The organism is Cohnella abietis (assembly GCF_004295585.1).
Lineage (GTDB): Bacteria > Bacillota > Bacilli > Paenibacillales > Paenibacillaceae > Cohnella > Cohnella abietis.
In genome coordinates, this window is sequence record NZ_AP019400.1 from 1945946 (window position 1) to 1962036 (window position 16091).

A 16091-nucleotide genomic window follows, 5' to 3' on the forward strand; every position below is an offset into this window, starting at 1 on the left:
GTTAGAAATGGACGGTACAGAGAGAGGAACCTTGGCTGCAAGTTCCTTCCGAAACCAACTGGCATTGACCCCTTTCGAGCTGCAGAGTTGAATTCGTAATCACCAACGTGAGTGCGTTAGTATTCCCTGCCGGGTCATGACCGTTATACATGCCTGAGAACTGGTTGTTATCTATTGCCAGTTGATGGAGGGTGGAACCACGGGCCGCATACAGAGCACCCGTCCCTTTCGGGACGAGGTGTTTTTTTGTACGCCAGAATAGTATAAATTTCAATGTCTTTATACTCATCTGATCGCTCGATACAAACGTTTACCTCCGTCCTAAGGACGGTGAATCCGTTTTACTTGTACGCCGGAAAAGGTATAAACTTTATGTTTTCACATTAAAGGGAGGAAGAGAAATGTCTGTTCAAGTAACATTGCCTGATGGAGCGGTACGGACTTATGATGCAGGTGTAACTGTTGAGGATGTAGCTTTTTCTATAAGTCCTGGACTTAAGAAGGTTGCGGTTGCGGGAAAAGTAAATGGGAAGGTAGTAGATGTCAGTACACCGATTTCTGAAGATGTAGCGCTTGAAATCGTTACATTGGATAATGCTGAAGGTCTAGAGGTTATGCGCCACAGTACGGCTCATTTGCTCGCACAAGCGATTAAACGAATTTATGGTGCTGACAAGGTGAAGCTCGGAATTGGTCCGGTGATCGAGGATGGCTTCTATTACGATATCGATTTGGAGCAATCCATTACTCCTGAGGATCTTGTGAAAATCGAGAAGGAAATGGATAAGATCGTTAAAGAGAATTTGCCCATCACAAGACGTGAGGTTAGCAGGGAAGAGGCTCTTCGCATATTTGAAGAAGCTTCGGATCCCTTAAAGCTTGAGCTGATCCGTGATTTGCCTGAAGGCGTAGCGATTACCATCTATGATCAAGGGGAGTTTTTCGACCTTTGTCGTGGACCTCACCTACCATCAACTGGACGAATTAAAACGTTTAAGCTGCTGAGTGTTGCGGGTGCCTATTGGCGTGGAGATAGCAAAAACAAGATGCTGCAGCGGATTTACGGTACAGCTTTCGCGAAGAAAACGGAGCTGGAGGAGCATCTTCATTTTCTGGAGGAAGCTAAGAAGCGGGATCATCGTAAGCTCGGCCGTGAGCTGAAAATGTTTACTTTTTCCCGTGAGGTAGGTCAAGGATTGCCGTTATGGCTTCCATATGGAGCGAAGGTGCGTCAAACGCTTGAACGTTATATCGTAGATTTGGAAGAAAGACTTGGATATAGTCATGTATATACGCCTGTGTTAGCGAATGTTGATTTATATAAAATATCTGGTCACTGGGAGCATTATCAAGAGGATATGTTTCCTAAAATGACTTTGGATAACGAAGAGCTAGTTCTTCGTCCAATGAACTGTCCGCACCATATGATGGTATACAAGAGTGATATGCGCAGCTACCGCGATCTACCTGTCCGTATTGCTGAGTTGGGCACTATGCACCGTTATGAAATGTCTGGAGCGTTAACAGGCTTACACCGGGTACGTGCAATGACGCTAAATGATGCTCATATCTTTTGTCGGATGGATCAAATTAAAGAAGAGTTCACTCGCGTAGTAAATCTTATTCGCCAAGTGTACGAGGATTTCGGCATTAAGGAGTACCGTTTCCGTCTGTCTTACCGGGATCCGAAGGATACTGAGAAGTACTGGCCGGACGATGAAATGTGGGATACAACGCAAAGAATGCTGCGTGAGGTAGTGGAAGAGCTTGATTTACCTTTCTTCGAAGCAGAAGGTGAAGCGGCATTCTATGGTCCGAAGCTTGATGTGCAAATTAAAACTGCGCTAGGCAAGGAAGAAACATTGTCGACTGCGCAGATCGATGTTCTACTTCCAGAACGCTTTCAATTGGAATATGTCGGGGAGGATGGCAAGAAGCACCGTCCTGTCGTTATTCACCGAGGTATCATAAGCACAATGGAGCGCATGACAGCATTCCTGCTGGAAAACTTCGCAGGTGCTCTGCCATTGTGGCTGTCGCCGGTACAAGCTAAGCTCATTCCTGTAAATCCAATCTATGAGCCTTTTGTTAAAGAGGTTGAGGAGAAGCTACAGCGTGCGGGTGTACGAGTAGAATCGGATTTACGCAATGAGAAGCTCGGCTACAAAATTAGAGAAGCGCAGCTTGAGAAAATACCGTATATGCTTGTTATCGGGGAAAATGAGTCGCTTAACGGAACTGTATCTGTTCGTCGTCGTGGAGAAGGCGATCTTGGCGCTCAAGCGGTTGAAGAGTTTGTTACTCGTATTACCGGTGAAATAGCATCTAAACGAATTGACTAAGGACTCTATTGTCCCTTTAGGTAGTTAGATGAGGTTGCCCTTAAGTTTATGACTTATGGGCGCCTCTTTTTCTTACAATATAAGAAATTATAAAATCAGTACCCTATTTAAGCGATGCCAGACAGTTTATAACCTACCGAATTCCACTACTTCTGCTACAATCTGCATACCGATTACGATCTTGCTTGCGGCAGCTCGTGTCCTAGCTAACGAACCGTATCGTGCTTATTACCGAAAAATTAACTACTAATTTGTTCTTACGAACTGCATTGGCGCTATTGAGTAAAATATAGGAGGAACGACGCTACTTTACTGGATATAAGATGTCTGGAGTTCGTAAAAATATAAAACCATTAGATTTTGATCAAATAAGAGTTACTGAGTTCCTAAGCAATATGTGACGCAATTCATTTCTAAATAACCTCCGACATAAACGTTGAACGCAGTGAAAAGACGGCGTCAGCCGTTTATGTTTGTGTATAGCGTATGTATGTCGTTTATTTTCTAGTAAATGTAAATTATTCTCTTTTTCTCGCGTTTATGATAGAATGAGAGATACTTCAAATATGCATCCTTTTAGGAGTGGCTGGATACATGAACTTCCTCCGTGATTCTAATTTACCGGAAGCATTCTGGTCAGAAGATGAAGTGTTGGGCGAGCTATATACTCAGATGTTAAAGGTCGTTCGCCATAAGCTGTGGCACAAGAGCGACGCGGGTGATGTGGTGCAAGAGGCTTGGGTGCGTATTCTAGAAAAGAGGTCTACGCTCCGTCACAAAGAAAAGCTAATTCCATGGGCGAAAGCGATTGCTTCTAACCTTGCCTCCAATGCCAATCGGGCAAGGCGCCATGAGAAGATGTTCGATCACCTAGAGGATGAGTTTGCCGGAACGACACCAGTCTTTGATTCAGAATCGATGATGGAGCTGTCCGATTTGTTAGGACGGTTGGATCCAGTGACAAGAACGCTGCTTCTTTACAAATTTTATTATGGGTTGAAGGATGCTGAAATCGCTTCAGCACTCCAGTTGCCGGTGGGGACGGTCAAAGCCCGAATCCATCGTGGTAAGGCCAGATTAAAAACTCAGGCAAAAGCAGAAGAAAGCCATACATAATCCCATTACTCACTGTTCATGATAAAGTCATGGAGGTGAGAACAACAATGGCAAAGAACAAAAAGCAAAAAGCCGGTAATGCAAATGCCAATGAGTTTCAGACAGAGTTTGCAACCGAATCCAATGCGACTAACAGCAGCGGTACCAATAAAGCTGCGCAAAAAAATTCGCAATCCAATCGATAACGAACAATTACTGCGTCACGTTTAGGTCAGGTTAATAACTGAATAACACGATTAAAGAGAGGATCCTCAAGGGGATCCTTTCTTTTTGTCGAAAAACGGTATATAATGTTAGAAAATCTAACGTAATTTGACAAATAACATGTCGGAGTGATGAGTGATGGCGCAATGGCAACGGTGGCTTCGGAGTTACGGGAAGGGATTAAATAAAATTCAGAGACCGAATCAATCAAATGTTTCCGCGCTGGAAGACAATGCTTCCACTAGCGCAAATCCGGAAACGCTCCGCCATATGGTGGAGGAAGCTGTAGTCATATCGGATCGTCTTCAGGCAGCCGTATCAGAAGTGGACTCAAGTATGGGTCAATTGAATATTATTGCCGATCGAGTAACTGAGCAGGAAGAGAAGCTGAGGGAAAACAGCAAAACTGCGATGACTCGATTAGATGAAGCCTTCTCCTCGCTGCAAGAGGTAGCAGCTGCATCACAAGAAATTCGTGGTGTTACGGAGGAGTTAAATTCGCAAAGCCGGAAGACTAAGGATGTTGTTATTGATGTATGTCGTTCGCTTAATCATACCGACGAAGTGATGAACGATCTATCCAAAAATCACGGCACGATGGAGGAGCGGGTAAATGGATTAATTGCCCAAGCATCTAAAATCGGTGAAATTAATGAATTGATTCAGGAAATTGTTACCCAGACATCGCTACTTGCTCTCAATGCAGCAATCGAGGCAGCGCACGCTGGAGAACACGGCCGTGGGTTTGCCATAGTGGCTCAAGAAATCCGGAAGCTGGCTGAGCAAAGCGGACAGGCTGTTAAGCGCTCGACCAGCATAGTTCAAAATATCGAGTCGGGTATTCGCCAAGTCGTTAGCTCAGTTGAACGTGAAAAAAACTCTGTATCCCTCGGTTTGGAGGAAATGAACAAAACGCGGGAGAAGATGGATATTATCTTTAACTCCTTCTCGGAGGTCGATGTACACGTTAGTAAAACATTGGAATTTGCAGTTGGACAAGCGAATCTAACAGCTGCAACGAATACGATGCTTGAGCAGGTTGTCGAATCTGTGGGTTTGACTATGGGCAGCGTGGATGATACTTTGGCTCAGAACAAACAGCAAAGAACGGAAATCAACAATCTTGGACGAGTATCGGAGCAGCTTAAGGAATCAGCTGATGAGCTGGTAAGCGCTATACAAAGCACTGGAGGGCTTGTATGGGAGGGTGCTGTCGCTACGGATACTTCGCGTTGGACCGAGCTATTACGTACATTAACTTCTAATCCTGATCTTGCTGGGATGGCTATGGAAGTGCATCGTGAAGTTTTGGGCAGTTGTCTTACGCGGACTACGGGCATGGAGGCGATATGGTCAAACCGAAGCGACGGCTCGTTTGTTTATTCTGAGCCGGCGGCGGGATTGCTGAATGCAAGAGGGCGCGAATGGTGGAAGCGGGCAATGGCTGGGGATATTTATATTTCTGAGGTCTACATATCTGCTATAACGAAACGACCATGCTTAACCGTCTCAATGTCACTACGGAGTAATGATGGAGTGGCTATTGGAGTCATTGGCATTGATATTGTGGTTTCTTAACCATGTCATGGCCAACGAATCAAACAGAGCTTTCCTCTCTGCGGGCAAGTTGCTCGAAAAATTAGCGCAACTCGCCCCAAGAGTGCCCCACTGCGAGCGAGTAGCTCAAAATATTCGTACATCTCGCCCCAAGCAAGCTCTCTGAGGGCGAGTAGCTCGAAATATTCGTGCATCTCGCCCCAAGCAAGCTCTTTGAGGGCGAGTAGCACGAAAAATTAGCACAACTCTCCCCAAACATGCCTCACTGTGGGCGAGTAACTCGAAATATTGGCACATCTCGCCCCAAGTAAGCTCTCTGAGAGCGAGTAGCACGAAAAATTAGCACAACTCTCCCCAAACATACCTCACTGCGAGCGAGTAGCTCGAAATATTCGTACATCTCGCCCCAAGCAAGCTCTCTGAGAGCGAGTAGCACGAAAAATTAGCACAACTCTCCCCAAACATACCTCACTGCGAGCGAGTAGCACGAAAAATTAGCACAACTCTCCCCAAACATACCTTACTGCGGGCGAGTAACTCGAAATATTCGTACATCTCGCCCCAAGTAAGCTCTCTGAGAGCGAGTAGCACGAAAAATTAGCACAACTCTCCCCAAACATGCCCCACTGCGTGCGAGTAGCTCAAAATGTTAGTCAAGCAAGGGACAGCCGCTCTGACTTACCCCTTAATGTTCAATCAATCACCTCGGTCTGTAGACCGAGGCAAACTTACAACTCGCGCCGCTGTTAATTCTTGTAGTTTATTCGGTATACTGATTACAATAAGAAATAAGTAAAGTTGTAACGGAGGATAAAGCTATGCAATCATCGACCATGCATAGAATGCTATGGGGAATTGTTGTCGTCATTATCGGAGTCGTCTTCTTATTGAACCAAACAGGACTAGTAAGTATTAACATTGGACAATTGATGTCGACTTTCTGGCCGGTCTTACTAATTGTGTTCGGGTTTCAAGGGCTAGTTCAGCAGCGTGGAAACGCTTATTTGTGGAATTTACTAACGGTTATTATCGGATTTTTGTTTTTGGGGCGGAATATGGGATGGATGGATTGGAGCTTCTCCGATATGTTCCGGTTTATTGGTCCGATTGCCATCATTATTTGGGGCTTTAACATGATTTTTTGTGGTAATCGTCGTAAGAATAAGCGGCGTGATGAGGAGAGCAAGGAGCAGTGGAGCCACTTCACACCCCCTACTTCTTCTGCACCTCCAGGACCTCCTCCAGCACCTCCTGCTTGGGATGAATTTGACCGGAGGGAATCAGGAGAATTTAGCCAACAGCCTAAGCAGTCTTATTCAGAGCAATCTTCGTCCACTAGTGAAGGGCAGTCGAATCCCAAGAAGGCTTCCTTCTATGGATGGGAGCAGAGGCATGAGCATCGAGACTGGTGGAAGGCCAACGATTGGCATAACCCGAATCGGGTGAACCATAGTCGGTTTATCGGGGATGTGCATCTTGGCAATGATTATTGGGAGCTTAAACCAATGAGCATTTCACATTTTATAGGCGACACAACTCTTGATTTAACTAAAGCGCAAATTCCGATTGGCGAAACAAGGGTATATGTTTCCTCATTTATTGGGGATGTGAAGGTATATGTTCCTAATGATCATAGCGTAGGGCTGCAGATTGTATCTAGCTGCTTGATCGGAGATGTTAAAGTGCTAGATCAAAAGCGCGGAGGTTTTTTTAACCAAATGTCAGTGGAAACACCAAGATATGCAGATACCGATAAACGCGTAGTGCTTATCGTCAGCAGCTTTATTGGCGATGTACGCGTGACGAAGGTAGGCTAAGCGATGTTGAAAACGGTCCGTACTAGTAAATGGGCTTCATCTATCTATGCAGGATTGACAGCATTTGCTTTGATGGTGCTGCTGTACTATTGCTGGGTTAACCAAACTGATAATCCTCCTTCAATTAGAACTTGGCTGGGCTGGACCAGTATAATCGCGCTTGGACAGATGGCTATTTCTTATGGTTTTGCTCAAAGCACACAACGGAAGCTTGATCAAATGCAGCTTGTCATGAAACAAGCTTCTGCAGGGCATTGGGATTTACGCTTACCAGAGGTTGAAGGAGATGCCTTCACTGGGGCGAATCGAGAGCTAAATCATTTGCTTAAACAGCTAGAATCCAAGCTCAAGCTTCTCCAGCAGCTAGGCGAAAGAGAGGCGCTGGTAGAAGCATCCTCTCAGGAAGCTGCTGTGCTTGAGGAAAGAAGACGGCTTGCCAGGGATTTGCATGACACAGTTAGCCAGCAATTGTTTGCCTTACACATGTCGGCCTCTGCCTTGCCAAAGCTGTTGGAGCGAGATGCTGATCAGGCGCAGAGGGTAATGGAGCAGCTAATTGCAATGTCTTCCTCTGCGCAACGTCAAATGCGTGGGCTCATTGCTCAACTAAGGCCTATGGAATTGCAAGGTAGAACGCTTGAAGAAGCGTTAGAACGTTGGTTTCCCGAGTATTGTAGACAGAATGGGCTTCAAGGAACACTTGAAATCCAAAAAAAAGGCTTGTTATCTGAAGCGATTGAGCATCAGTTGTTCCTTGTTATTCAAGAGGCGATGGCCAACGTGGTTAAGCATGCGGAAGCGCAGGCCGTTCGCCTGTTTCTGGGAGAAACGGATAGTCAAATTTCCCTCACTATAGAAGATAATGGCTCGGGGTTCAGGGGAGAGCAGGTTAGAGAAGGGGCTTACGGCTTGTCTACTATGCGCGAGCGTGCTCAGAAGCTTGGCGGTGAAGCGGAGATTGTCACTAAGCTGGGCTCAGGTACCCGCGTAAGGGTTTGGTTCCCGAAATTTGAATCAGAATCACTATAATAATAAGCTAATTGGGCATAGGAGCGTATGGAGATGACAGAGCTACCGGGTTCCCCATGGAAAGTACTTATCGTGGATGACCATGAGATGGTTAGAATGGGCTTGCGTACTTATTTAATGCTAGATTCGAGATTTGAAGTCATAGGGGAAGCTGCGAGTGGTAAGGCTGCTATAGAATCATTAGAGATCGGTGGCTACCAAGGGGCAATGCCACAAATTGTGCTAATGGATTTAATGATGCCTGAGATGAATGGCGTTGATGCTACGCGAATTCTCATTAGTAAATATCCTGAGCTTAGAATCATTATTCTTACGAGCTTCCTTGAGGATGAGAAGGTAGTGGCAGCGATTGAAGCGGGAGCAGTCAGCTATGTGTTGAAAACGGTATCTGCAGAGGAGTTAATCTATGCCATGCAGGGGGCCGTTAAGAACATGCCGGTTATGAGTAGTGATGTCTCACAAGCTCTAACACGCGGGCTTCGTAAACGTTCTACAAGTCATGAGGTTGAGGGTTTAACGGAGCGAGAGCGTGAGGTTCTTCTCCTTATAGCAGAAGGGAAGTCCAATAAGGACATTGGTGATGAACTGCACATTAGCATCAAAACAGTAAAAACACACGTCAGCAATCTGCTTATGAAATGTGATTTAGAGGATCGAACCCAGCTTGCAATCTATGCTCATCGAAAAGGATGGGCGAAAGAGGAATAAATATTGGACTAATGGAAACGATAGTAAGAAAAAAAGGGGATTTTCACAGGATGCACGCTATTCCCTCCACACTAACCTCGCAGGTGAAGGACTTTGTAATTACAAAAAATGCATTATCGGAAGTGGGATTTACTTTAGGTGGTAATTGGGATTATGTCCACGGCTCGTTCGATTGTGCTTTGGACGATGCGAATAAAGTATGGCTACGCTTGCCGTTTAATGTAACCGTCGGCGATCTGGACAGCGAATCTCAAGAGAGCGATGCAGAAATTCAGTTTAATGAGCCGTATGTTCTAAAGCATGTATATAATGAAGGTTTAGACCATGAGGCTCAGCCACGTGCAATGGGGGCATTATTCGATCAGTTTTCCGATCCAGTGGATTCTGATGATGAAATCGAGTCGCATTGGATCGAACAAGCTAAGAAGAAGCTGGCTAGTGTAGAAGCGATCTATCCGCAATAAGACAAGCGGCACGCAGGTGCCGTTTCTTTATTGTCTCTGGAGACATTTTTTCTCCGCTTTTACTTCATCTTCATTTAAGTTTAAGATAGTTTTAAGGTAACTGGTTTAATATACAGATATGAAATACAGAACAACGTCAGCCTTAGCTGCGCGAGGAGGCAATAATTATGGAAGATCAGAACAAAAAACCGGAAGAAACGAATGGTTTCACATATGATCAGGAGAAAAGGGATGATCCTTACGCGGATGTCCGTAGGGAATCTGCTCCCTATACATTCGGTCCATTCGGACCCAATCAAAGCTATGATACGAATGGACAATCGAATCCAGATCAGCCGGCGAGAGCGCTGGATGTAACACCTACCTCTACGAAGGAATACCGTCCTTTCACCGTTTCGGGTGGCCCAGCTCGCAATGACTGGGGGAACAAGCCCCCTCGGCGTACTTCGTTCCGTGCAATCTTTGCTTCATTTTTAGTGGGGGTTCTTGTTGTTGGTGGACTGATGTTTACAGCTGATAGGCAGAACTGGTTTTCTTCCGAGTTACTCGGTGGGACTACTCAAGTGAAAGATACTTCTGTTAAAGCAGCGAGTAACCCAATCGCGAATACAAGCGATATCGTTCGTCCGAACAATATTGCTACAATTTTCAAGCAATCATCTCCTGCTGTTGTTAAGATTGAAACCTTTGCAAACGCGCCGAAGAGCAGTGGTGGCGGGATGCTAGACGATGACTTTTTCCGTCAGTTTTTCGGTGATGATAGCGGAAGCAGCAGAGGTGGCAACAATGATGATTCGAAAGGTGAGCTACAACCAAACGGTATGGGCTCGGGATTTATATTCGACTCTACGGGATACATTCTAACGAATCAGCACGTTATTGCGGGTGCTAAAGAAATTAAAGTCACGATAGAAGGATACGAAAAGCCTTTAGTTGCACAATTGCTTGGCTCGAGCTATGAGCTTGATCTAGCTGTACTTAAAATTGAAGGCAAAGAATTCCCAACCTTAAAGCTCGGTGATTCAAGCAGCTTGAACATGGGAGATTGGGTTGTAGCAATCGGGAACCCGTATGGATTTGAGCATACCATTACTGTAGGTGTTTTGAGCTCCAATGAGCGTAAGATTAGCATACAAGATACGGCTGGAACTCGTAATTACGAGCATCTCTTGCAAACGGATGCTTCTATTAATCCAGGCAACTCCGGCGGTCCCCTTCTTAATCTAAAGGGCGAGGTTATAGGGATCAATACGGCCGTCAGCACACAGGCACAAGGTATTGGTTTTGCTATTCCGACTAGCACGATTACAGAAGTGCTTGAACAATTGAAGAGCAATACGAAAATTCCGCAAAAGCCAGCACCATTCATCGGCGCTAGTCTTACTGATGTGACGGCGGATATCGCTAAGCGTTTAGGTCTTGATCTGGAAACAAAGGGCTCCTTCGTGACGGAGGTTCTGTTCAACACTCCAGCTTATAAAGGGGATCTCAGACAATACGACGTTATTACCGGGATAGATAATACGAGCTATAACACGTCTACAGATTTAATTGCTGCGATTAAGAAGAAGTCTGTTGGAGACAAGGTTGCCTTAAATGTACTACGCGGAGAAAAGAAAATAGATGTGACGGTTGAAATTGGGGATAAGAATGAATTCCAAACTCCAACTAAGTAAATAAATGTGGTGTTTTCAAAGCTGTAACCTATAATGAAAAATATATGAAATGTGGCGGGAAACCGGAATGAGGTTGTCCCGCCCTTGTTGTTTTTGCTTGTGTTAATTGTACAGGAGGACGAGCCCAATGAGACCCCATATCGCTGTTATTGATGATGATGAGAAAATTACTGCCCTGCTAAGGAGAAGCTTGGCATTTGAAGGCTACGAAATATCTACAGCTCCAGACGGCTCGGAGGGATTGAAGCTTCTTAATCAAAGGCAGGTAGACCTCGTTATTCTTGACGTGATGATGCCGAGAATGGATGGATGGGAAGTATGCAGACGACTTCGTGAAGCGGGGTTAACCTCGCCTATATTATTGCTAACTGCAAAGGATGAAGTGACGGACCGGGTTAAGGGATTGGATTTAGGTGCGGACGATTATCTCGTTAAGCCATTCGCCCTTGAGGAGTTAATGGCACGGGTGCGTGCTTTGCTGCGCAGACGTCCTGATAAGGCGGAAGAAGGGGGCAATTTCCGCTATGAGGATCTCCTGCTTGATGTGGATGGTCGGGAAACACTACGAGGAGATCGCAGAATTGAGCTGACGGCTAAAGAATTCGATTTACTGCATCTTTTTATGCAAAATCCTAAAAGGGTGCTTTCAAGGGATCTCATCATGGAGCGTATATGGGGATATGATTATAGCGGGGAGTCCAACGTGCTGGAGGTTTACGTCGCCATGCTAAGGCAGAAGCTGGAGGACAGCGGTGAAAGGCGATTGATTCAGACGGTGAGAGGCGCAGGATACGTTCTGAAGGGAGACAGCTAAGCATGTCCATCCGGCTACGATTAACCTTATGGTACTCGGGACTGTTCGCTGTCGCATTCGTGTTTTTCGGCATTATTGTATACAATGTGATCTACCATAACACGATGAATGATCTGGAGAGACGAATAACGCAGGTGGCAACTAAAGTCCAAGCAACAAGAACAGGCTTCTCCCAGTTTAATCTAAATTCTTCCGCTCCCGGCTTTAATGCCTCCATCATTGGCATTCAGCTTACCACTTATACGAAAGACCCGACTGGTATTGTTTCGGGTAAGTCCAACAATCTAGTCAATTGGAATATTACGTTTCCGTACCCTGATTATCAGCATGTCCATGAAAGATTTGTATCGCAAGATGTAGAGGGTGCGACATTCTTTATCTATGAAATACCTGTTGTGGATGATTCCCGCAATGGTGTAATTGGGTTGTTGCAGGTTGGAGTTTCCATCTATAACGAAATGAATTTATTTAATCAGCTGAGAACAATATTATGGATATCTGGAATCGGTGGATTGATTGCTGCGTTTGGGCTAGGCATGTTTCTTTCTCGCAAAGCGCTAATGCCGATCAACAGGGTTACAGAAGCTGCGGAGCGAATCCAGAGCGGCTCGGGGCTTGGTTTAAGAATTCCCCGGGAGAAGCCTAATGATGAGATCGGCAGGCTGACGGATACGTTAAATGGAATGCTTTCAGGTATGGAAAGGGCATATAAAAACTTGGAGGATTCCAATGCTGCGCAAAGAAGGTTCGTTTCCGATGCGTCTCATGAGCTTCGTACACCGTTAACTACCATTCGCGGTAACGTCGATTTGCTAGAGAAAATATGGCTTAACGACAAACGATTGAATCCAGATCATGTTGAAGAAGATCAAGAAAAGCAAGAGAGAGGCGCTTTGTCAGCAGTTGATATTCAGCAAATGTCTCTGGAATCGATAAGGGATATTGCTGATGAGGCGAGGCGGATGAGTGGCTTAGTCAATGATTTGCTGAGCTTAGCCAGGGCTGACGCTGGGTACTCCATGGAGATGGAAAGCTTGTCGTTGCGCGCCCTAGTGGAAGAGGCATCGCGCAGGGCTTCGTTCTTACCACGGAAATCGGAATGGGTGGTAGGTCCGATAGATGCTCTAGATGGTGTAGAGGTTCGGGGCAATCGGGACTACTTACTGCAATTGTTATTTATACTCATTGAGAATGGCTTTAAGTATACGCCATCTGGCTTCGTGCGCTTGTATGCTGTGCAATCTGCTGAGTATGTAGGTTTAACGGTTGCAGATACTGGAATTGGCATTAGTGCCGAGGAAGTACCTCATATATTCGAAAGATTTTATCGTGTCGATGTGTCGCGTGGTGAAACATCAGGAACGGGCTTAGGACTTTCCATTGCCAAGTGGATTGCCGATATGCATCAGGCCAAGCTCGAGGTCACGACCCAGCTTGGGGAAGGCACAGCTTTTACGCTGTGGCTGCCAATTATTAAGAGAGCTCCAGTAGAAGTGTAACACTATAAATTGAAGCAGCAGAACCGATAATCGGGACTGCTGCTTCTTTGACGCTCAGGTTACATTCAGGTTGCCTTTTCCCTGTCTCGGTAATAAGCTATAATAGAGTAAGAGTAGCTAAGCCCATCGCTCTCCTTGAAGAGATGATTCGTAATTTGGGCGGGAAAGCAGGCGTGTGAAATGGAAGTTGTAAAAATATCTCCTAGGGGCTATTGCTATGGCGTAGTAGATGCAATGGTGTTGGCGCTACAGACAGCGCGTAACCTTGATCTGCCTCGGCCTATCTATATACTAGGTATGATTGTTCATAATAGCCATGTAACGGAATCATTTAAAGCAGAAGGTGTTATTACGTTAGATGGAAGTGACCGTCTGGAAATTCTAGAGCAGATTGAGCAGGGCACAGTTATTTTTACAGCACATGGCGTCTCCCCTGAGGTTCGCAGAAGAGCGAAGGAGAAGGGCTTAACGTTAGTAGATGCCACTTGCCCGGACGTGACCAAAACCCATGATCTTATTCGGGAGAAGGTTTCTGATGGCTATGAGGTTATCTACATTGGTAAGAAAAACCACCCAGAGCCTGAAGGGGCAATAGGGATTGCGCCTGGTCATGTTCACTTGATTGAGCGTGAAGAGGATATTCTGAAACTAGAGCTTGCAACTGAGCGTATTATTATAACAAACCAAACAACCATGTCCCAATGGGATATTAAGCATTTAATGGCATTGCTATTGTCAGCATTCCCAACGGCTGAAATCCACAATGAGATATGCCTTGCCACGCAGGTTAGGCAAGAGGCGGTTGCGGAGCAAGCAGGGGAAGCGCAGTTATGTATAGTGGTCGGTGATCCGCGAAGCAATAACTCAAATCGGCTGGCGCAGGTATCCCAGGAGATCGCGAATGTCCCGGCTTATCGTGTTGCAGATGTTTCAGAAATTAAACAGGAATGGTTACAGGGACTACAAAGGGTTGCGGTGACATCGGGTGCCTCAACGCCTACTGCGTTAACCAAGGAGGTCATCGCTTATATAGAGCAATATGAGTCGGATAAACCCGAAACATGGCCTATCAAGCGGACGGTAAATCCAAATAAGCTGTTGCCTAACGTTAAGATAAGATCGGTAGAAGCGAAAGCATAAAAGCTTGTGTGATCCGATGGAAGGAGCAATAGCAACCATGCATCGACTTCGAAAGGCACAACGTTGGTTGAAATATAAATATATGATGCTGCTCCGGGAAAAGGGCGGTGCTTCTATTGTTGCAATGGGATTTGCGATTGGATTAGCGGTAGAAATGTTTACTTTGCCGACACTTGGATTTGCTTTCGTACTCATTTTTCCTTTATGTTATATGCTTAAAGGTAATATCCCTGCTGCTTTAATCGGCTTCGTAGTTGGTAAAATCATTTATATTCCGATGATGTATCCCAACTCCAAAGTAGGGGGCTGGATTCTTCCGAAGCATCTAAGTATTCATCTTCCAGTCGTTCCAGAATGGATCAACGAGCTTCTGCTTGCGAACCTGAAGCTTATTGTTGGGGGTATGGTTGACGGTGCTATCCTAGGACTAATCTGTTACTTTCCGATTAAATACAGTCTTGATACCTACAAAGCTAAGCGTAAGGATAAGCGGAAATTAAAATTAGAATTAAAAAATATGGTAGATTAATGGGGAAATCGTCTTGTTGATTGTGTTGACAAAGACGATTTTTTCATCTATATTTACTTTAGTGCTTAAAAGCGTATAAGCGTTGAAGCGTATACGCGTTAAATCAAATGGGAGCGTGAGGGTCATGATCGTTATTACATCCCCGCATATTGCGGAAGAGCGCATTACGGAGATTGTCCGTCAAATTGAACAATCAGGCGTGCAAGCGCACGTTTCACGCGGGACTGACCGCACAGTTATCGGAATTATCGGCAAAGCTGAGCCAACGTTGGCTGAACATATTCGTTCCATGAGTGGTGTAGAGAATGTAATCAAGATTTCCAAATCCTATAAGCTTGCTAGCCGGGATTTCCATCCAGACGATACAATTATTGAAGTGAAGGGTGTTAAGATCGGCGGAGATAATCTCGTTGTCATGGGCGGACCTTGCGCGGTGGAAACACCAGAGCAAATCGACGAGATTGCACGATTAGTAAAAGCTGCTGGTGGACAGGTGCTGCGTGGAGGTGCGTTCAAACCACGTACTGGCCCTTACAGCTTCCAAGGTATTGGTATTGAAGGCTTGAAGTGGATGAAGGATGCAGGGGATAAATATGGCTTACTGACGATTACAGAGGTTATGGCTCCTGAATTCGTTGATGTATGCGCTGAGTACGCTGACATTATGCAAGTCGGAACCCGCAATATGCAGAACTTTGATTTACTGAGAAAGCTGGGTACGATCAAAAACCCTGTACTTCTCAAGCGTGGATTCAGCTCTACTTATGATGAGTGGCTTAATGCGGCGGAGTACATTCTTGCTGGTGGCAATCCTAATGTTATGCTATGCGAGCGTGGTATTCGCACGTTCGAAACTTACACTCGCAACACATTTGATTTAGCTGCTATTCCTGTTATTCAACAGCTGTCACATCTGCCAGTTATTGCTGATCCGAGTCATGCGACAGGACGCCGCGAGCTCGTTGAAACGATGACGAAGGCTTCGTTAGCCGCTGGTGCGAATGGCTTAATTATCGAAATGCATACCGATCCTGATAATTCAGCTACTGGAGATGGCGTTCAATCGCTGTTCCCTGATCAGTTTGCTAACCTGCTTAAGGAGCTTGAGCAGCTTGCACCTCTTCTCGGTAAGAAATTTGATACAGAGAAAGCCCCTGCAGAAGCATTCAAGACTTGGATTAAATAGGTGCGAGATT

14 protein-coding genes are annotated in these 16091 nt (G+C 45.4%); all 14 read left to right on the top strand.

The window, feature by feature from the left end:
- Window positions 1–401: 401 nt before the first annotated feature.
- Entirely contained in the window at window positions 402–2342 is a 1941-nt protein-coding gene (thrS, locus tag KCTCHS21_RS08030) for a threonine--tRNA ligase (RefSeq protein ID WP_130606613.1), read from the top strand.
- A 594-nt stretch (window positions 2343–2936) separates the two neighbouring features.
- Window positions 2937–3458 carry an RNA polymerase sigma factor gene (locus KCTCHS21_RS08035; RefSeq protein WP_130606615.1) on the top strand — a complete coding sequence of 174 codons (522 nt, stop codon included), beginning with the start codon at window positions 2937–2939 and terminating at the stop codon, window positions 3456–3458.
- Between the two features lie 47 nt (window positions 3459–3505).
- Entirely contained in the window at window positions 3506–3643 is a 138-nt protein-coding gene (locus tag KCTCHS21_RS30840) for a hypothetical protein (protein ID WP_157993986.1), read from the top strand.
- Between the two features lie 157 nt (window positions 3644–3800).
- Complete coding sequence (locus tag KCTCHS21_RS08040; protein WP_130606617.1) at window positions 3801–5240, top strand: methyl-accepting chemotaxis protein; 1440 nt, start codon at window positions 3801–3803, stop codon at window positions 5238–5240.
- 797 nt (window positions 5241–6037) lie between these two features.
- Window positions 6038–7036 carry a cell wall-active antibiotics response protein LiaF gene (gene liaF, locus KCTCHS21_RS08045; protein ID WP_130606619.1) on the top strand — a complete coding sequence of 333 codons (999 nt, stop codon included), beginning with the start codon at window positions 6038–6040 and terminating at the stop codon, window positions 7034–7036.
- Window positions 7037–7039: 3 nt separating this feature from the next.
- A complete protein-coding gene (locus KCTCHS21_RS08050; RefSeq protein ID WP_130606621.1) occupies window positions 7040–8065 on the top strand; it encodes a sensor histidine kinase in 1026 nt (341 codons plus the stop codon).
- Between the two features lie 33 nt (window positions 8066–8098).
- Window positions 8099–8773 (top strand): response regulator, encoded by a 675-nt coding sequence (locus tag KCTCHS21_RS08055; protein WP_130606623.1) that lies wholly within the window; start codon window positions 8099–8101, stop codon window positions 8771–8773.
- A gap of 50 nt (window positions 8774–8823) precedes the next feature.
- Entirely contained in the window at window positions 8824–9237 is a 414-nt protein-coding gene (locus KCTCHS21_RS08060) for a YugN family protein (protein WP_130606625.1), read from the top strand.
- Window positions 9238–9404: 167 nt separating this feature from the next.
- A complete protein-coding gene (locus tag KCTCHS21_RS08065; RefSeq protein ID WP_130606627.1) occupies window positions 9405–10913 on the top strand; it encodes a S1C family serine protease in 1509 nt (502 codons plus the stop codon).
- A gap of 127 nt (window positions 10914–11040) precedes the next feature.
- The gene (locus KCTCHS21_RS08070; RefSeq protein ID WP_130606629.1) at window positions 11041–11727 is read left to right on the top strand and encodes a response regulator transcription factor; all 687 of its coding nucleotides are present in this window, start codon (window positions 11041–11043) and stop codon (window positions 11725–11727) included.
- 2 nt (window positions 11728–11729) lie between these two features.
- Window positions 11730–13226: a sensor histidine kinase gene (locus tag KCTCHS21_RS08075; protein WP_130606630.1), complete on the top strand. Its 1497-nt coding sequence runs from the start codon at window positions 11730–11732 to the stop codon at window positions 13224–13226.
- A gap of 180 nt (window positions 13227–13406) precedes the next feature.
- Window positions 13407–14366, top strand: a complete 960-nt coding sequence (locus KCTCHS21_RS08080) for a 4-hydroxy-3-methylbut-2-enyl diphosphate reductase (RefSeq protein WP_130606631.1) — start codon at window positions 13407–13409, stop codon at window positions 14364–14366.
- A 37-nt stretch (window positions 14367–14403) separates the two neighbouring features.
- A complete protein-coding gene (locus KCTCHS21_RS08085) occupies window positions 14404–14895 on the top strand; it encodes a DUF2062 domain-containing protein (protein WP_130606632.1) in 492 nt (163 codons plus the stop codon).
- Between the two features lie 124 nt (window positions 14896–15019).
- Window positions 15020–16081: a 3-deoxy-7-phosphoheptulonate synthase gene (gene aroF / locus KCTCHS21_RS08090; RefSeq protein ID WP_130606633.1), complete on the top strand. Its 1062-nt coding sequence runs from the start codon at window positions 15020–15022 to the stop codon at window positions 16079–16081.
- Window positions 16082–16091: the final 10 nt, after the last annotated feature.